Origin of the sequence: Thioalkalivibrio sp. ALJ21 (assembly GCF_000378605.1) — a bacterium.
Taxonomy (GTDB): Bacteria; Pseudomonadota; Gammaproteobacteria; order Ectothiorhodospirales; family Ectothiorhodospiraceae; genus Thioalkalivibrio.
In genome coordinates, this window is the sequence record NZ_KB905155.1 from 1,087,610 (window position 1) to 1,105,777 (window position 18,168).

General features: G+C 64.7%; 16 protein-coding genes. 9 read left to right on the top strand and 7 right to left on the bottom strand.

The features are described 5' to 3' along the window. The first annotated feature begins 112 nt into the window (after positions 1-112). The 5 genes from F579_RS0105070 (at position 113) to F579_RS0105090 (ending at position 5,533) form a co-directional block, all read left to right on the top strand. Positions 113-1,366: a NupC/NupG family nucleoside CNT transporter gene (locus F579_RS0105070; RefSeq protein ID WP_018138507.1), complete on the top strand. Its 1,254-nt coding sequence runs from the start codon at positions 113-115 to the stop codon at positions 1,364-1,366. Between the two features lie 260 nt (positions 1,367-1,626). Next, a complete protein-coding gene (gene modA / locus F579_RS0105075; protein WP_019025080.1) occupies positions 1,627-2,385 on the top strand; it encodes a molybdate ABC transporter substrate-binding protein in 759 nt (252 codons plus the stop codon). A 6-nt stretch (positions 2,386-2,391) separates the two neighbouring features. Then, entirely contained in the window at positions 2,392-3,084 is a 693-nt protein-coding gene (gene modB / locus F579_RS0105080; protein WP_018141746.1) for a molybdate ABC transporter permease subunit, read from the top strand. Beyond that, positions 3,081-4,175 carry a molybdenum ABC transporter ATP-binding protein gene (gene modC, locus F579_RS0105085; protein ID WP_019025081.1) on the top strand — a complete coding sequence of 365 codons (1,095 nt, stop codon included), beginning with the start codon at positions 3,081-3,083 and terminating at the stop codon, positions 4,173-4,175. Before modB ends, modC begins: the two co-directional genes overlap by 4 nt. A gap of 224 nt (positions 4,176-4,399) precedes the next feature. Beyond that, complete coding sequence (locus tag F579_RS0105090) at positions 4,400-5,533, top strand: hypothetical protein (protein WP_019025082.1); 1,134 nt, start codon at positions 4,400-4,402, stop codon at positions 5,531-5,533. A 439-nt stretch (positions 5,534-5,972) separates the two neighbouring features. On the opposite strand, the gene F579_RS0105095 is transcribed toward F579_RS0105090, so the two are convergent. Together F579_RS0105095 and F579_RS0105100 are read right to left on the bottom strand one after the other, a co-directional pair. Continuing rightward, the gene (locus F579_RS0105095) at positions 5,973-7,268 is read right to left on the bottom strand and encodes an NAD(P)/FAD-dependent oxidoreductase (RefSeq protein ID WP_026301112.1); all 1,296 of its coding nucleotides are present in this window, start codon (positions 7,266-7,268) and stop codon (positions 5,973-5,975) included. Positions 7,269-7,286: 18 nt separating this feature from the next. Next, on the bottom strand, positions 7,287-7,601 hold the full coding sequence (locus F579_RS0105100; protein WP_019025084.1) for a c-type cytochrome: 315 nt from the start codon (positions 7,599-7,601) through the stop codon (positions 7,287-7,289). 357 nt (positions 7,602-7,958) lie between these two features. Between F579_RS0105100 and F579_RS0105105 the strand changes: the two genes are divergently transcribed. Continuing rightward, complete coding sequence (locus tag F579_RS0105105; protein WP_019025085.1) at positions 7,959-8,453, top strand: GFA family protein; 495 nt, start codon at positions 7,959-7,961, stop codon at positions 8,451-8,453. 165 nt (positions 8,454-8,618) lie between these two features. Next, positions 8,619-8,936, top strand: coding sequence for a HigA family addiction module antitoxin (locus F579_RS0105110; RefSeq protein ID WP_019025086.1), 318 nt, complete (start codon positions 8,619-8,621; stop codon positions 8,934-8,936). A gap of 62 nt (positions 8,937-8,998) precedes the next feature. Here F579_RS0105110 and F579_RS0105115 read toward each other — a convergent pair whose 3' ends face one another. After that, positions 8,999-9,508: a DsbC family protein gene (locus tag F579_RS0105115; RefSeq protein WP_019025087.1), complete on the bottom strand. Its 510-nt coding sequence runs from the start codon at positions 9,506-9,508 to the stop codon at positions 8,999-9,001. Positions 9,509-10,056: 548 nt separating this feature from the next. Beyond that, positions 10,057-10,524: a hypothetical protein gene (locus F579_RS0105120; protein ID WP_018862168.1), complete on the bottom strand. Its 468-nt coding sequence runs from the start codon at positions 10,522-10,524 to the stop codon at positions 10,057-10,059. 143 nt (positions 10,525-10,667) lie between these two features. On the opposite strand from F579_RS0105120, the gene pyk reads away from it, so the two are divergent. Next, positions 10,668-12,125 carry a pyruvate kinase gene (gene pyk, locus F579_RS0105125; protein WP_019025088.1) on the top strand — a complete coding sequence of 486 codons (1,458 nt, stop codon included), beginning with the start codon at positions 10,668-10,670 and terminating at the stop codon, positions 12,123-12,125. Positions 12,126-12,329: 204 nt separating this feature from the next. Here the strand turns inward: pyk and F579_RS0105130 are convergent, their stop codons facing one another. Then, positions 12,330-13,385, bottom strand: a complete 1,056-nt coding sequence (locus F579_RS0105130; RefSeq protein ID WP_019025089.1) for a GlxA family transcriptional regulator — start codon at positions 13,383-13,385, stop codon at positions 12,330-12,332. A 134-nt stretch (positions 13,386-13,519) separates the two neighbouring features. Between F579_RS0105130 and F579_RS0105135 the strand changes: the two genes are divergently transcribed. Then, the gene (locus F579_RS0105135) at positions 13,520-14,101 is read left to right on the top strand and encodes an OsmC family protein (protein WP_019025090.1); all 582 of its coding nucleotides are present in this window, start codon (positions 13,520-13,522) and stop codon (positions 14,099-14,101) included. 209 nt (positions 14,102-14,310) lie between these two features. On the opposite strand, the gene F579_RS0105145 is transcribed toward F579_RS0105135, so the two are convergent. Together F579_RS0105145 and F579_RS0105150 are read right to left on the bottom strand one after the other, a co-directional pair. Then, positions 14,311-15,759 (bottom strand): catalase, encoded by a 1,449-nt coding sequence (locus tag F579_RS0105145; protein ID WP_019025091.1) that lies wholly within the window; start codon positions 15,757-15,759, stop codon positions 14,311-14,313. Between the two features lie 276 nt (positions 15,760-16,035). Then, on the bottom strand, positions 16,036-18,156 hold the full coding sequence (locus tag F579_RS0105150) for a S9 family peptidase (RefSeq protein WP_019025092.1): 2,121 nt from the start codon (positions 18,154-18,156) through the stop codon (positions 16,036-16,038). Between the last annotated feature and the right edge of the window lie 12 nt (positions 18,157-18,168).

The following is an 18,168-nucleotide window of genomic DNA, read 5'->3' on the forward strand; positions in this document are numbered from 1 at the left end:
ATGGGCCTACCCTACCAATGTGCACGCCCCTGCGCCCGCCCCCATTGGCATCCGGCCCAAAGCCGGTATCCTGTGCGGTTTTTGAACGCCGTCACAGAATAAAGGAAGGCGCATGCTCGCACTGCAAGCCGGGCTGGGACTGCTCGTATTCGTGGCCATCGCCTGGCTGCTGAGCGAACACAAGACACGCTTCCCCTGGCGCGAGGTGCTGGCCGGGCTGGCGCTGCAGTTCGGTATTGCCGTACTGCTGTTGAGCGTCCCCGGCGCACAGCATGCGTTCCTGTGGCTGAACCAGGTCGTGATCGCGCTAACCGATGCCACCCAGGCCGGCACCTCATTCGTGTTCGGCTATATCGGCGGGGACGACCCGCCGTTCGCGGTCGACGACCCGGCCAACAACTTCATCCTCGCGTTCCAGGCGCTGCCGCTGGTGCTGGTGCTCTCGGCCCTGTCGGCGTTGCTGTTCTACTGGCGCGTGCTGCCGGTGCTGATCCGCGGGGCCTCGCTGGTGCTGCAGCGGGCGTTCGGCATTGGCGGTGCCCTGGGCGTGGGCACGGCGTCGAACGTGTTCCTCTCCATGGTCGAATCGCCGCTGGTAATCCGCCCGTATCTGCGCCAGATGAACCGCAGCGAGCTGTTCGCGCTGATGAGCGTGGGCATGGCGACGCTCGCCGGCACGATGCTGGTGCTGTACTCGACCATCATCGGCACGGTGCTGGACGATGCGCTGGGCCACCTGATCGTCGCCTCGCTGATCAGCCTGCCGGCCGCGCTGCTGATCGCCACCGTGATGATCCCGCCGACCGCGCCCTCCACCGCCGGCGATCTGCTCCCCGAGACCGAGGGCGCGACCAGCGCCATGGACGCGATTACCCGCGGCACCCTGCGCGGGTTGGAACTGCTGCTGCAGATCATCGCGCTGCTGATCGTGGTGATCGCCCTGGTCGCGCTGGTCAACGTGATGCTGGGTGCGCTGCCCGAGGTCGCCGGGGCCGCGCTGAGTCTGGAGCGCATCCTGGGCTGGGTCTTCGCCCCGCTGGCCTGGCTGATGGGCATCCCCTGGGCCGAGGCCACCACCGCCGGCTCGCTGCTGGGGGTCAAGACCATCCTCAACGAGATGGTCGCCTTCCTGCAGATGGCGGAGCTGGGGGACGATGCGCTGTCCGCGCGCAGCGAGCTGATCCTGATCTATGCGCTGAGCGGCTTCGCCAACCTGGGCAGCCTCGGCATCCTGATCGGCGGCCTCGGCGCGCTGGTGCCGGAGCGGCGCAGCGAGATCGTGAGCCTGGGCATCCGCGCCATCGTCGCCGGCACGCTGGCCACGCTGATGACCGGCGCCGTGGTCGGCATCGTGCATATCGCCTGACACGCGGCGGGGTCTGCCAAACCGTTGGCAGCCGGAGGCCGTTCCGGTGTAGGCTTCTGTCTGGCGATATGCAAACTGAAATATAACGACCCGCATATCCCCAGCTTCACCGTCACTGCGAGGAGCACCGCGACGAAGCACAAAAGCAGCGAAGCTGCGTTGAACGGCCGAAGGCCGGCCCGAAGGGCGAGCGCAGCGAGTAATCGCGAATGGAACCACCCGAACCCACCTGGACCCAACCACCGGGAAGCCCCCACAGCATGCACCTGCGCGCCCTCCTCCTGACCCTGCTCCTTCTGCTGCCCGGCCTGGCGCACGCCTCCGGCCCGCTGACCATCGCCGCTGCCTCCGACCTGCGCTTCGCCCTGGACGAGATCGTGGAGGCCTACCGCGAGGCCTATCCGGACGACCGCGTGCGCGTGACCTACGGCTCCTCCGGGCGCATGACCACACAGATCCTGAACGGCGCGCCCTACGACATCTTCTTCTCCGCCGACATCGCCTACCCGAAGCGGCTCCACGCGGAGGGTGCCGCCGTCACCGAGCCGTCCGTCTACGCGATCGGCCGCATCGTGCTGTGGAGCAACCGCATGGATGCCTCGGAGCTGACGCTGGAGGACCTGACGCGCGACGACATCCGCCGCGTGGCCATCGCCTCGCCCACCCACGCCCCCTACGGCGTGCGCGCGCAGGAGGCGCTAAAGGCCGCCGGCGTCTGGGACGCGCTGCAGCCGAAGATCGTCAACGGCGACAACATCGCCCAGACCGCGCGCATGGTGCAGGCCGGCGGCGCGGACATCGGCATCATCGCGCTGTCGCTCGCGGAGTTCCCCGATCTCGCCGAGCACCCGCACTACCTGATCGACGACGCGCTGCACGAACCCCTGACCCAGGGCTTCGTGATCACCCGCCGCGGCGCGGACAAGGACACCGCGCACCGCTTCACCGGGTTCATGGGCCGCGACAGCGCCCGCGAGATCATGCGGCACTACGGCTTCGAAATGCCTGGAGATTCGTAACCGAATATGTTCGACCTGAGCCCCACGGACTGGATGGCGATCGAGGTCACCCTCAAGCTCGCGCTCTACACCACGCTGATCCTGCTGGTGATCGCCACGCCGATCGCCTGGTGGCTGGCCAACGGGCGCGGCTCGCCCGGCGTGCGCACCGCGGTGCAGGCCCTCGTCGCCCTGCCGCTGGTGCTGCCGCCCACCGTGCTCGGCTTCTACCTGCTGGTTCTGCTCGGCCCGGCCGGGCCGGTCGGCAGCACGCTGGAGAGCTGGGGCCTGAACCACCTGGCCTTTACCTTTCAGGGCATCCTGATCGGCTCAGTGATCTACTCCCTGCCGTTCGCGGTGCAGCCGTTGCAGCAGGCCTTCGCCAACCTTGGCCGCCGCCCGGTGGAGATCGCCGGCTCGCTGGGCGCCGGGCGCATCGACCGCTTCGTCACCGTGATCCTGCCGATGACCCGCGGCGGCTTCATCGTCGCCGCCACGCTCGCCTTCGCCCACACCCTCGGCGAGTTCGGCGTGATCCTGATGCTGGGCGGCGCGATCCCCGGCGAGACCCAGGTGCTGTCCATCCTGATCTACGACCACGCCGAGGCGATGGACTTCGACTCCGCCCACCGCCTGTCCTTCGGGCTGCTGGTGTTCGCCTTCGCCGTGCTGTTCATCGTCTACGCGATCAACCGCCGCTTCGACACGGTGCGCCTGTGACCCGGCCCCAGCCCGACACACTGCGCATCAAGGCCCGGCTGGAACGCCCCGGCTTCGCACTGGACGTGGACACCGCCTTCCCGCTGGAGGGCGTGACCGCCCTGTTCGGCCGCTCCGGCTGCGGCAAGACCACGCTCCTGCGCATCATCGCCGGGCTGGAACACCCGCCCGGCGGCGAAGTGCACTTTCGCGATACCGCCTGGCAGTCCGGCAAGACCTTCGTCCCGCTGCACCGCCGCCGCGTCGGCCTCGTGTTCCAGGAATCCACCCTGCTCCCGCACCTGTCCGTACGCGGCAACCTGCTCTACGGCTACAAGCGCACGCCGGAGCCCCTGCGCCGCCTGCACCTGGACGAGGTCGCCCGCCTGCTCGGCATCGACGACCTGCTGGAGCGCCGCGCCGACCAGCTCTCCGGCGGCCAGCGCCAGCGCGTCGCCCTCGGCCGCGCCCTGCTCACCAGCCCCGACCTGCTGCTGCTCGACGAACCCCTGAACGCCCTGGACACCCAGACCAAGCGCGAGATCATGCCCTTCCTCGCCCGCCTGTCCGAGGAGACCGGCATCCCCAGCCTGCTGGTCACCCACGCGCCGGACGAAGTCGAACGCCTCGCCACCCGCGTCGCCTTCATGCACGACGGCCAGCTAGAACGCCTGGAACCTTTGCGCGAGGCCCTCGCCCGAGCCGACTCCCCCCTGTTCCGCGACGAAGGCGCCGTCTCCGTCCTGCAAGGCGAACTGGGCCCAGCCGACGCCCACGGCCTGCACCCCTTCGGCCCGCCCGAGGCCCGCTACCGCGTACCGTCCAGCCCCGGCGCCGGGAGACAGGCACGTCTGCGCATAGACGCCCGCGACGTCTCCATCGCACTGTCCCCGCCCCAGGACGTTTCCATCCTCAACATCATCCCTGTAACCATCGAATCGCTGGACGAGGCGCCCGGGCATCACGGGCCCGCACGCGTGCTTGCCGTGTGCCGGCAGGACGATGGGCAGACCTTGATGGCGGAGCTGACGCGGCTATCTACCGAGCGGCTTGGCCTTCGGCAAGGCGCCCGCGCACACGCACTCGTCAAGTCAGTCGCCTTTCTCGACTGAACAGACTTCACGCCCAGCGCTCAACCCGGCCCCAATCCATCGAGCGGTTCGCAACCCTCCAACATCCGTGCCAGAATCCGTATAGTGGCTATACAAGACGGGGCATGTTTAACCAGCCCCCATAACCTGTCTACACCGCCACCTCATCGACTATATCTAGTGCTCCCATTCAACCAATATCCGTCCGCGTTACCTACTCATCGCTGGTAGATATCAGGCGCGAAATGAAGTTCAAGTACGTAAACCCTAAAGCGGTCAAAGGAGTGGTCGCAAACTACGCGCCAGTGAACCCCTTCGTATTCGCACGGATCATTGAAGAAACTCTTGAGAACATCAACCAAGGGTTCGTGCATACAGAGGCGGGTGCTGGGCGATTCAAAAGCGACCCCCCGAGCATTTCCGCCGCATTGGTTGGGGTCGCAGACAAGCTCCTTGCGCACAACGTCTCAGAGGCAAAGGCACATCCACCGGATTTTTATTCGGGGCTGGACTTCGACTTAGTGCATGAGGCCAGCCCCACGGTCCTTGGCACCGGGTCCCACGTCAAAACAACCGTCAAATCCTACTTCCACCATACCGAGTACGCCCGCGAACCTTCCCAGCGCAGGGTCGCCTTCCATCTGGTCTATAACGACATCAATGGGACGCGATGGTCCATCTCATTCCCAATTCAGGTAGTTATGAAGGGCTACCCGTCACTTAACGAGGGATACGTTGGTTACGCTCATGGCATCTGGCTACCAGACCCTTCGGACACAGGGTCGGGCGAGCAGCACAACTACATCGGTGTGACGAAACGTGGCTGGTTACGTCGAATGGCAGAGCACTTCAGCGAAATCCGAAGCGGCAGCAATAAGACGTTCCATCGGGCATGGCGCGATTACGTTGGCCGCAGAGACGTCAGCCTAACCTCTGAGTTAATTGTCACCCACCACACGTTCGAGCAGATAATGGCCTGGGAAGAGGAACAGGTAGATCGAGAGATGTCCGATGGCACATCGTTGAACATGATTCCCGGCGGTTTCAAGGGTATGCGGTTTCTCCATGAGCACCGCCTAACCACATCGAACGTCGTCAGCCTCCAAGAGCGAGAGCAAGCCGTCGCACGCTACCAAGCGCAAAATCCGAGGGCGGGCATTCCAAACCTAATCATCAGCGAGCTCTGGCGGAAGCCCGAATACGCGGAGCAAGTGATATGCGGGGCCGAAGGCAGGCTGTCACCGGCGCAAGTGCGTAGTATTCGCGAGCTGAACGGGCTGGGCGTTCCAGTTGAAAAGATCGCGCAGTCGGTGGGGGCGAAAAACTGCCTGCAGGTTGAAAGGGTTTTAAAAGGTGTTACGTATTCTCGAATTCACTAATAGTCGGGCGAACTAGATCTGTACACCCACGAGGTTGTTAACATCCAAGCCGAGGGTTCTTAATCGGAAAGGGAAAAATGGGGATGGATTTATTTTCTCACGTCCGACGGGTCATGAGGATCAGAGCTTGCCTTTTGCCTCCCTGCCACGACTGGGGCAAAAGGCAAGGCCTGACCCCTTAGGTGCTGCGGGTGTGTTCGGCCTCGCGGCAGCGGAAGGTTGAAGACTGGCCGAACGGACTGACGCCACCGGAACGTTCTACTGGTCGAGTAGAGGACACCCACTTTCTGCGATATGCCATATAGAATCGCCTATGAAACAGATCTACATGATTACTTACCCGGCCCGAGGTAGAGGACACCCATCATTTTCGGGCCCGCCCGGCAACGAGCTCGGCGCCCGGAGGCGCCGATCGAAGTGGTTGGGAGAGTGCCGGGGCCTAGCCCCAGATGTCTTGGGTGATGCCGGCATACCAGGCGCGGGTGTGTTCGGCCTCCTGGCGGCGGAAGGTTGAAGACTGGCCGAGGGGACTGACGCCACCGGAGCCTTCTACCGCTGCCTGGGTGCCGTTTTGGTACTTGTATACGGCGGCGATGCTGACGCCATAGTCCGGGGTGATCAGGCCGTAGCAGGTGCTGGCCGACGACGGGTCCAGGGGCTCCTGGCCCGATAGCTCGCGCAGGATGGCCGCCGCGACGATCTTGCCCTGGTTGTTGGCCGCGTGGCCGGACTTGGGCATGGCACCCGCCACGCTGGCATCGCCGATCACGTAGATGTTGTCGTCCATGACGGACTTGAAGGTCCGCTGATCGACCGAGGCCCAGCCTTGTTCGTTGGTGAGGCCTGCATCGTGGGCAATCTGGCCGGCGCGCTGGGCGGGAACGAAGTTCATCACGTCCGCGCGGACACGTTCCTGGCCACCGTCCGCGTGGGCGGTCTTGCCGCTGACGTCGATCTCCTCGACGCGCCCACCGTTGGCGCCGCCACGCCATTCGATCATGTCGCCGTAGTGTTCGGCCCATCCCTCCTCGAACAGGCCCTGTTTGGCAAAGCCCTCCTTGGGATCGAGGACGATGACCTTGGAGCGTGGTTTGTGGGTCTTGAGGTAGTACGCCACCATCGAGACGCGCTCGTACGGCCCCGGCGGGCAGCGGTACGGGTTGGGCGGGGCGACCATGACGTAGACCCCGCCGTTGGGCATCGCCTGCAGCTGCGCGCGCAGCAGTTCGGTCTGCGAGCCGGCCTTCCAGGCGTGCGGGATCGTCTCCGCATCGGACTCTTCGATGCCGGGCATTTCGTCGTACTTGAAGTCGATGCCCGGAGACATGACCAGCTTGTCGTACTGCAGGCTGTCGCCGCTTTCCAGGCGAACGGTGCGGCTGTCGACGTCTACGCCAATGACCTTGTCCTGGATGACATCGACACCGTCGCGGTCGCGCAGATTGTCGTAGCCGTGCGTGATCGCCTCGATGCTCTCGAAGCCGCCAAGCACCCAGTTACTGCCGTAGCAGGTGACGTAGGTGGCGTTGGGCTCGATCAGCGTGACCGCCATGCTTGGCGAGAGTTGTTTCAGGTAGCGCGCCGCGGTGGCACCGCCGGTGCCGCCACCGACCACGACTACGTGGGCCTTGCCAGCGCTATGTGCAGCATGAGGGGTTAAACCGATACCGGTCAGGGCAGCCGCGCTAGTGATCCCGAAGGCCTTGAGGAAGTGACGTCGCGTAAAGTTATGCATTGTTGTTATCCCCCGTGATCAGAAGCGCGCGAAGTAGACCGACATGGCTTCGATCTCCTCGTCGGTGTAGCCCTTGGCGTGACGATCCATGATGGTCGCCTCACGCTCGCCATCGCGGAATGCGCGCATCTGGCTCTGGATGACTCCCGCCGAGACACGGCTGAGATCCGGAACACCTTTTTCGGCCGCGGCCGCGTTATGACAGGCTTTGCAGGAAGCGGCCATCAACTGGCCACGGGTAATTTCGTCATTGTCGGCGATAGCCTGGGATGCGGTGCCGGCCATCGCCAGCGAGGCGACAAGCCCCGCTGCGAACAAGCGTGAGTGCTTCATGCGAGCGAACTCCTGACGGTTGGGGTTTATGGTTCCCCGGCATTCAGCCGGCCCACTCATCACCACTGCAGAAAGCGCGCCAACAGCCCCGCCGCCCCTTGCTACAGCCGTTTTCGCCGCATACAGGCCAGAACCGTCGGCGTATCCAACGGACAATTCAGCACTTTGTCGGCCAAAGTGACCGGTTTGGCCGCTTTGTCAGCACAGGACAAACGAGGGACGGCCCTTGCACCTGATCCGAGCGCATGGCGCTAAAGCGGTTGGTAACGGGCAAACGAAGCGCTCCACGGGCTTTCTATTGGGTGTCTTGAGCCTGCACTAGACTCACAGTAGGCCCCCACATCGGGAGAAGAGGACATGCAGCTCGAAGGGTCCTGTCACTGCGGCGCGGTGCGCTTTCGCGTGGAATCGCCGCATCCGTATCCCTACCAGCGCTGCTACTGTTCGATATGCCGCAAGACCGCCGGGGGCGGCGGTTATGCCATCAACCTGAGCGGACGCGCCGAGACGCTGGAGGTCGAGGGCGCCGAGCACACGGGTATCTACCATGCAGTGATCGACGGCGAGCCGAGTGTCGGCGAGCGCCATTTCTGCCGCCACTGCGCCAGTGCTCTCTGGGTCTATGATCCGCGCTGGCCTGACCTCGTCCACCCCTTTGCCTCCGCCATCGACAGCGAACTGCCGACCCCGCCCGAGCACGTCCATATCCTGCTCGACAGCAAGGCCAACTGGGTGGAGGTGGAGACAGGCGACAACAGCAGATGCTTCTCCGGTTTCCCGGAGGAGAGCATCGCCGATTGGCACCAGCGGCTGGGGCTGGAGATGAGCAACGAGAGCGATAATGAAAACTGAAGCGGCTAGGCTGTATCGGACATTACTGCTCAGCGGCAGGACACCCATCTTCCTTCGTACTGCTCAGCGGCAGGACACCCATCTTCCTTCGTACTGCTCAGCGGCAGGACACCCATCTTCCTTCGCGCTTAACACGACTGCCGTAGGCTTCGAGGATTACCACTGATGACCATGCACAACCCTCCGCATCCGGGCGCGTTCATTCGCGAGGTCTATCTGGAACCGTTTCGGCTTAGCGCCCGTCATTTGTCGACCAAACTCGATGTTTCGCCCTCCACCCTGGGGCGCGTCCTGCAGGGACGCAGCGGGGTGAGCGCCGAAATGGCACTGCGTCTGTCTAGAACGCTCGGCCGGTCGCCGGAAAGCTGGCTGGCCATGCAGCACCAGCACGACCTCTGGTGTGCACGGAAGAACGTGAAGCTGGACGCCGTGCAGCCGATTCGGTTCGACGGGCATAGAGAAAACGGGCAGCCAGCCGCGTAGCTCCGGGAAACGCGCACTAACGGCTTAGGAACAAGAGGACACCCAACTTCTTGATACGCTGCTTACCGGGCCGCCTCGGCTTCCAGCATATCCACGAGTTCGGCGGCGGAGACAAGGCCGTACCTGATCCGGCCCTGGGGGGTGATGATGGTGGGGGTGCCCCGGAACCGCTGCTCCCGGGCGATGGCCAGATGGTCGGCCACGGGATGCGGGCAGTCTTCCGCCTTTATGGTCTCGCCCAGCTTGGCCCGGGTGATGGCATCCTGCCGGTCGTCGCTGCACCACACCGCCTCCATCTGCTCGAAGGCGTTGCCGATGACGGGGAACGCCGCATAGCGAATGCGGATGTCCCATAAGAGGTAGTCGTCGATTTGCTGGTGGAACTCGCGGCAATAAGGGCAGTTGACGTCGGTAAAGACCGTCACGGTGTACTGGGCATCGTCCGGCTCAAAGACAATGAGCTCGTCCTCGTCCAGGCCCTCCACCAGTTGCACGATCTCGGCCTCCCGTTCCCCGGCGGCCGCGTTGCCGCTCAGGCCGAACACCAGAAGCGCCACGGCCACCAGAACCATGGGGCATGCGCAGATCCTGTTCCGTATCACGTCCACCGTCCTTCCGGCTTGATGCGCTGACAGCCGGTGTTTGTCGGCCTGCCGGATACCCTGCCCCGAACACATACCGATGGACCATTGCGAGGAATCCGGGTTCCGCCTGAACGACACGCGAGAACCAGCGGGAAAGGGCTCGGACCTCGATAGCATCATTTTATTGCCCGTTAGAGCGAGGCCCCGGGGGCGTGGCAATCTCCGAACGCAACTCCTGACGTTTGCCTCTGCCAGTGGTGGATAGAGAGGACACCCAGTTTTTTCTGGCCGTCATGGCGAGGTCCCGCAGGGGCCGTGGCCATCTCCGAACGCTACCTCCCGCGTCCGCCCTGGCCAGCGCTGGGGACACACCCTCGGAGATCGCCACGGCGCTGCGTGCCTCGCGATGACGGTGTTTGGTTGCGAAGACGGGTTGAGAAGGCGACGAAAAAGAGGACACGCACCTTATTGAGGTTTGCCCGCTTCGCTAGACGTAGCTGCCGAAGAAGAGGACACCCGCCTTCTCAATGCGGTAGCTACTCGTTGTTCAGTACCAATTGCCCCCTCACCTGGCGGCGGACGAACCAGATCAGCAGGAGCGGCAGGATCACCCACTGAACGAGCGGCAGCAGGCCCGTGCCCAGGATCGGCAAGGTGGGCATGGTGTCGGCGTACTGCCAGCGGTCGTCGATTTCCGTTGCGTGCCACTCCAGGCCGATGGTGATCACCACCCCGATCGCCACGAACAACAGCACGGTGCGCAGAGTGGGCTGGAGAATCCAGCTCCGGTTCCGGGCGAGCGCCGCCACGCCCCAGAAGGCCGCGAGTGCGATCAGTACATCGCCAAGCGTTGCCCGGGTGCAGAACACCACGGCCTCCCAGTGCGGCATGGTGGGCATATCGTCGAAGAAGGGTACCTGCAGAAACTCCCATGGGTAGTTCAGCAGGAACGCGAACACGGCCACGTTGAACTCGGGTAGGGCCAGGATGCGCTGCCGCGACATGGGAGCCTCCTGTTGGTCTTGGTACGAGCACTCCGATACCGGGAAGGTACACGATGATGCTGCCGACTTGCCTCAAGGCCATCGGCGACAGGCTGGCGCGGACGGTTTACCCTCAGGGACATTGATCGAGTAAGGGCTTGCCCATGCCGTTTCCCGCGCAGAAGACGAAGATCGTGGCCACGATCGGGCCGGCGTCCGACTCCCCGGACACGCTGCGCCGAATGATGCAGGCCGGGCTCAACGTGGTGCGGCTGAATTTCTCGCATGGTGACCCGGCCTACCACGCCGAGGTGATCGGCCGTATCCGAGAGGCGGCGGAGGACACCGGCACGCGCGTGGCGATCCTCGGCGACCTGCCGGGGCCGAAGATGCGTATCGGCGAGCTGGGCGAGGAGCCGATCGAGCTGGAGCCCGGCGAGACCATTACGCTGACTACGGAGGACTGCACCGGCGACGCCTCGCGCGTGAGCGTGTCGTTCTCCGGACTGCCGGAGGCGGTACAGCCCGGCGATGCACTGTTTCTGAACGATGGCTACATCGAGCTGGAGGTGGTGTCAGTCGAGGGCCACGACGTCATCTGCCGCGTGCAGACTGGCGGGGAACTGCGCTCGCGCAAGGGCCTGAACCTGCCGGGCATCGATCTCGGCATCCGCGCCTTTACCCTGGACGACCACGATTGGCTGCGGTTTGCGGCGGAACACGGCGTGGATGCCGTGAGCCAGAGCTTCGTGGTCGATGGCGACGACATTTTGGCCGTGCGCAAGGCGGCGGAGGAGCTGGGCTACAGCCCCTTCATCATCGCCAAGATCGAGCGCGCCGCGGCGCTGGAGCAGCTCGACAGCATCCTGGAGGCGGCGGACGGCATCATGGTGGCGCGCGGGGACCTGGGGGTGGAGATCCCGATCGCGAGCATCGCCCTCGCCCAGCGCCGCATCACCCGGCGCGCCAACCAGTACCACCGTCCGGTGATCACCGCCACCCAGATGCTGGAGTCCATGGTCACGTCGCGCCGGCCGACCCGCGCCGAGGCGACCGACGTGGCGAATGCCATCCTGGGCGGCACCGACTGCGTGATGCTCTCCGGCGAATCGGCCATGGGGCGGTATCCGGTGGAATCCGTGGCGATGCTCGCGGCCATTGCCCGCTCCATCGAGCCGGAACGCGACCGAGGCATGATGCCCGATGGCCCGAACGACCATGACGAGGCCGGACGCGACCGCGCCGTCGATCTGATCGTGCGCAGCGTATTCCACACCGCGCAGCGGCGCCTGCCACAGGTGACCCTGGCGCCCACGCTCAGCGGCACCACTGCCCGGCGTATCGCCTGCCTGCGCCTGCCCTGCTGGACGGTCGCTTTCACCCCGAACCCCGCAACCGCGCAGGGCCTGCAGTTCTCCTACGGCGTCGAACCGGTGGAAGTCGCCGAGGACCGCAGCGACTGGAACGACTTCGCCCGGACATGGCTCGCCGAGAACGACATCAACGACGGCCTCGCCCTCCTCATCCAGGGCCCCTCGGGCCCCAACCCGACCGGCAACCACCGCCTGGAACTGCTCGAACTCGACAGCCCCCGCCAGGGGGGCGCACCAGGGCATACCTGAGAAAAGGTCAACGAGAACACACCCTTCTTCCCTGCCCCGTCATGGCGAGGCCCCGCAGGGGCCGTGGCCATCTCCAAACGCGACCCCGGACGCACGCCTCGATCAGCGCCCGGGCATCCCGTCAGCGATCGCCACGGCGCTGCGCGCCTCGCGATAACGGTGCCGACCCGTGAAGGGGACACCCATCTTTGCCCTACCCAACCTTCAACTCGCGGCCTTGTCCGGACGGGCCTGCCTGGTACTGAAGTCCGCGCCTGCAAAGAAGAGCCTGCGATACCGCCCGGGCGTGGTACCCGTCAGCCGCCGGAACAGCTCCCGACAAAAAGACACATCCTCGTATCCGACTGCAAAGCTGATCTCCTCGATGGACATCGTGGTGGTTTCGAGCAAGTGCTTGGCCCTTTCGACGCGCACGTTCTGCAGGTAGTGCACGAGGGATACGCCGGTGGCCTGCTTGAAACGCCGCTTCAGGGTGCGTTCGGCAAGGCCGGATTCCTCGATTAGCAAGCGGATCGCCGAGTGCTCGGCAAAGTGCCGGTTCAGCCAATCCTCGCACTGCCGGATTCGGGCATCCGTGTGGTCGGATTTCAGCACCAGCGGGGTATAAGGCCCCTGGCCTTCATCGTGCCACTTGAGCAGATACACCTTGGCGATGCGGATGGCCTCCACCGGGCCCAGATGGCGCGCGATGATATGCAAGGCCAGATCGTGCCAGGACGTGGTACCCCCGGCACTGACCATCCGCCCCGATGGGTCCGCCAGGACGAGATTGGGTTCGGGCAGGAATTGCACTTCCGGATAGTCGCGCCGGAACAAGTCCTGATAGCCCCAGTGCGAGGTGGCGGCACACCCGGCCAAGAGGCCCGTTTCGGCCAGCATGATGGTTCCTGAGCAGGCCGAGTAGATGGATTTCCCGCCTTCATAACAGTCGCGAACCCAGCGCATCAGTTCCGGGTACCGGCCATGGAAGGATTCGTCCGGGCCGAGCCACAGCTCGGGCAGGATCACGATGGACGCCTCCGGCTGGTCGCGAATCGAGCAATGCGGCTGCACCGGAATGTCGTTTCCACAAAGAAACGGCTTGCGTTCGCTCGCGACGATGCGGACCCGAAACCCGGCCTGACTGACGGGCTCATGGCGAAGGCGTTGCCAGAGATTCCCGGCGGCCGACAGCACATCCACCATGCCGTACAACGCGGAACCAGCGGTTTCGGGGACGGCAACGATCAGCACCTCGACAGGCATGTCCGAGCGGCTCATCTGCGTCCTCCGGTGGCACGAACGCCACGCTTCTGGCTCGTCTGCCGCTTATGCAGTAGATCACCCGGTTATAGCCTATAACTGCGCCACCATCCGATGGCGCGAAATGGTCCCTTCTCAAGCGGAGAACAGCCATGAACACTCAAAACACGATGAACGGCCTGAACGTGGATCAGATGACCACGACCGTGCAGGCCCTGCAGGACAACCGCGATCTCGCGCAGTTCGAGTTCCGCGCCCGCAATACCTGGATCAACGGAGGCGAGAACCGATCGACCATCAAGGACTTCTATGGTGCGGGTGCCGAAGACAGCTCGCGGGATACCGGCTGGGAATTCACCAACGGGGAACCGCCGGTACTACTCGGCAACAACGAGGGTGCCAACCCGGTTGAATACCTGCTCCATGCACTGGCGGGATGCGTGACCACGACGACCGTGCTGCATGCCACCGCCCGGGGTATCCGTATCCATTCGCTTTCGACCGAGCTGAAAGGAACGATCAATCTGGAAGGCTTCCTGGCGCTTAATGATGCGGTCCCCGCTGGCTACCAGGACATCACCATCCAGATGCAGATCGACGCGGACTGCAGCGAGGAAGAACTGGACGACCTGCTGAGATTTGCGCAGGAACATTCGCCGGTCTGCAACACGGTCTGCCGACCGGTACCGGTCAGGATCGAGCGCGTGGCCCATGCTGGCCGGTCGGCGGCGTAAAGCTGACGGCTGGAACAACGCATCCCTTGCGGGCTTCCCGGTTTCCGGTGCGACGGCGGCGCACGCAGTACGCGCCGCCGTCCACTCGAAACTGAATAGCGGACAAGGGGATCTCATCGTCCTGCGCATGCTGGCGCATACCCCAACACCAGCCGGTGTAGAACAGCGCACACTCGCCGTCCACGCTTGTGCAAGGACGCAGCGCGCGTCTAGCCGCCGCGCACGCCCTGCTCGATCCGCTCGCCGACGTCCGGGTCGATATTTTTCCAGTACTCGAAGGCGCGCTCGAGCACGGGTTCCGAGACCCCATCCTTCAGGTGCCCCACCACGTTGGAAACCAGTCTTTCCCGGGCGGCGTCATCCATCACCTTGCGCACCAGCGTTCCGGCCTGACCGAAGTCGTCATCGTCCCGGCGCTTGGTGTAAGGGGCGCGGACGAGCTCGCCATCCGCCGCCCATGTCGCCATTTCCGGGTAGCGCTCGCTATCCGCCGCGGGACCACCCTTGGAGTTGGGTGCATACACGGGATCCGCGACGTTCTGGACCCGCATCGCGCCATCTTTGCTGTAGCTGTGAACCGGTGCCTGTGGCGCGTTGACCGGGATTTGCTTGTAGTTCACCCCCAGACGCGCCCGGTGGGCATCAGCATAGGAGAAGACCCGCGCCAGCAGCATCTTGTCCGGGCTGAACCCCGTGCCGGGCACCTGGTTGTTGGGCTCGAACGCGGCCTGCTCGATCTCGGTGTGGAAATCCGTAGGGTTGCGGTTCAGGGTCAGCTTGCCCACTTCGATCAGCGGGTAGTCGCCATGCGGCCAGACCTTGGTCAGGTCGAAGGGGTTGAAGCGGTAGGTCTCGGCCTCCTTGAACGGCATGATCTGCATGTACAGCGTCCAGCTCGGGTGATCGCCCCGATCAATGGCCTGGTAGAGGTCCCGGGTGTGGTAGTCGGCGTCTTCGCCAGCGAGCCGGTCGGCCTCTTCTTGGGTCAGAAACTCGATGCCCTGGTCGGTCTTGAAGTGGTACTTCACCCAGAATTTTTCGCCCTCGGCGTTCACCCACATATAGGTGTGGCTGGAGTAGCCATTCATATGCCGCCAGGTTTTCGGAATGCCGCGATCGCCCATCAGCCAGGTGACCTGGTGCGCGGACTCCGGCGACAGGCTCCAGAAGTCCCACTGCATGTCGTGATCGCGCAGGTTGCTGTCGGCACGGCGCTTCTGGGAACGGATGAAGTGCTGGAACTTCATCGGATCGCGAACAAAGAACACCGGCGTGTTGTTGCCCACCATGTCGAAGTTGCCTTCGCTGGTGTAGAACTTCACCGCGAAGCCGCGCGGATCCCGCCAGGTGTCCGGGCTTCCACGCTCGCCGGCCACCGTGGAGAAACGCAGCAGCACGTCGGTCTTGGTGCCGGGCTGAAACACGGCGGCCCTGGTGTAGCGGCTGACGTCGCTGGTCACCTCGAAGTGCCCGAATGCGCCGGCCCCCTTCGCATGTGGCTGGCGCTCCGTGATCCGCTCACGATTGAAGTTCGCCATCTGCTCGATGAGGTAGTGGTCATGGAGCGCGATGGGCCCATCGGGTCCGATGGTGAGCGAATGCTCGTCACTCGCGACGGGAATGCCTGCATCGGTGGTGGTCGGTTTGCTAGTCGCCATGGAGGTGCCTCGCTGATCAGGTGCTCGCGGCGGGCCGCGTTGCCGTATTGGGGGAGCCCCTTGGCGGGCGCGATGTCCGGAGTACTCCGCAGGAGGCACGAATAAGCGTGTCCTCCCGGCGGGACGAACCGGCGTCGCGGGGATCCACAAGGGGTCTCGATTTGCTTACATCGCCTACGAGACTAGACCCCCTGTATCGGCCATTACCACGGCGAAAATGAGTGGCCGATCGCAGTAACGAGGGCGGCCTTATCCAGCCGATTAGTTCGCTGATACCTATGGGCTGTCGACTGCCTCAACGGCCTGGCGCAAGGAATTCAGTCGGTCCTGCACCGGCTCGGGGTAGTCGGCCTGGTGACGGCCACCCAGGTGTTCGGCCAGGAAGATTTCCAGCCCGGCGAAGAAGGCGAGCCGGTTGGTCTGGTCGACCAGACCGTGGCCCTCGTCCGGGGCCAGCAGGTACTCCACCGGGTGCCCGGCCTCGCGCATCGCCGCGACGATCTGGTCGGACTCCTGCTGTTTCACGCGCGGGTCATTCGCGCCCTGCCCGACCATCAGCGGGGCCTGGATGTTCTCGACGTGGAACAGCGGCGACTGCGCCTTGAGGCGCTCGCGGTCTTCGGCGTCTTCCGGGTCACCGACGCGGCCGTGCATGCGGCGGATGCCGGCCTCCCAGTACGGCGGGATGGATTCCATCAGCGTAATCAGGTTGGACGGCCCAACCATGGAGATGCCGGCGGCGTACAGCTCGGGCGTCCAGGTAAGGCCGGCCAGGGCCGAGTAGCCCCCGTAGGAGGCCCCGAAGATCGCGACCCGGTCGGGATCGGCAATGCCCTCGTCGATCAGGTATTTCACGCCGTCGGTGACGTCGTGCTGCATCACGCCCGTGCCCCACTCCTGGTTGCCGGCGTTGAGGAATGCCTTGCCGAAACCGGAAGAGCCACGGAAGTTGGGCTGAAATACCGCATAGCCGCGGTTGGCGAGGAACTGCACGGTGCCACTGTAACCCCAGGTATCGCGAATCCACGGGCCGCCGTGCGGCATCACCACCAGCGGCAGGCCCTCCGGCTCCGCCCCGTGCGGCAGCGTCAGATAGCCGGGGATCTCCTGGCCGTCGCGCGCCGTGTAGCGGATCGGCTCCATCGGCGCGAGGTGCTCGCGCGGCAGGTCCGGACGCCCCTCGTACAGCAGCTCGATCTCGCGCGCCTCGACGTCCGCCAGATACACGCTGCCCGGATCGGTGTCCCGGATGACCCCGACCGTCCACAGGGACTCGTCGCGGGTGCGCGAGGTGATCTCCAGCTCGCCCTCGCCCAGCTCGTCGCGCAACCATTCCAGGTGCGACTCGAAGTCCTCGTCATGGGCGTAGATGCGCTGGCGATCCCCGGTGTACGCCGTGGCCAGCAGGCGATGGTCCTGGTCGGAGAACTTCGCGCCACCGAGGTCGACTTCGCCTTCCGGATCGCGGTGCACCAGCTCTTCCTCGCTGGTGGCCGGGTCGAACAGGACCAGCTCGATCAGGTCGCGGTCGTCCCCCGCGTTGGTGCGCAGATAGAGCCGCTCGCCGTCGCGGTGGAAATTCGCGATCGAGCAGGTCTCGCCGAACGCGCAGGTGTAGATGGACTCGAACTCGTCCTGCGAGTTTACGCGCAGGATCTCGGTGCCCGCGTCGTCCGTGGTGCGCACTGCCTTGCGCAGCTCACCTTCGTGGAAGCCCCAGCCCTCGATCTCGGCGGTGTTCTTCGCCACAAGCGTCTTCTCGCCGGTCTCCAGCGATACGCGGTAGACATCGTGCAGGCGCGGGTCGCGTTCGTTCAGCCCGACGAAGATGTACTCCGGGGCCGAGCGCGGGACGTGTTGCACCCGCGCCTGCACGCCATCGCCCCCGGCGAGCCGGCGCGACTCGGGGATGCCGTCCTGCCCGACCGCGTCCTCCAGCGCGATCACGCGCAACTCCAGATTCTCGTCGCCATCGCGATCGCGAACGAAGATCAGATACCGACCGTCGCGGGACCAGAAAAAGCCCATGACCGAGCGCGGCTCGTCGGTCAGCGGGCGCGCCGACTCCAGGGGCTCGCCCCGCTCCATCAGGTGCAGGTTCATCGCGCCCTCAAAGGCGCTCACCAGCGCCACGTAGTCGCCATCCGGCGAGATGCGCCCGCCGGCATGCTGCGGATCACGGAAGAACTGCTCCAGCTCGAGCAGCGGGGGCGCCTCGCCCTGTGCCCAGGGGCCTTCGCTGCCCTCCACGAGTTCGGCCTCGACCTCGGTCTCGGCAGCGCTAACGGCCGGTACGGCGAACAACGCCAGCGACACGCTCAGCGCGATGGCCGCAAGCGGCGGCCTGCTCCGCTTCGTGATCCTGTGACTCGCCGAACGCTCACCCGTGGACTGCATACCTGTCTCCCG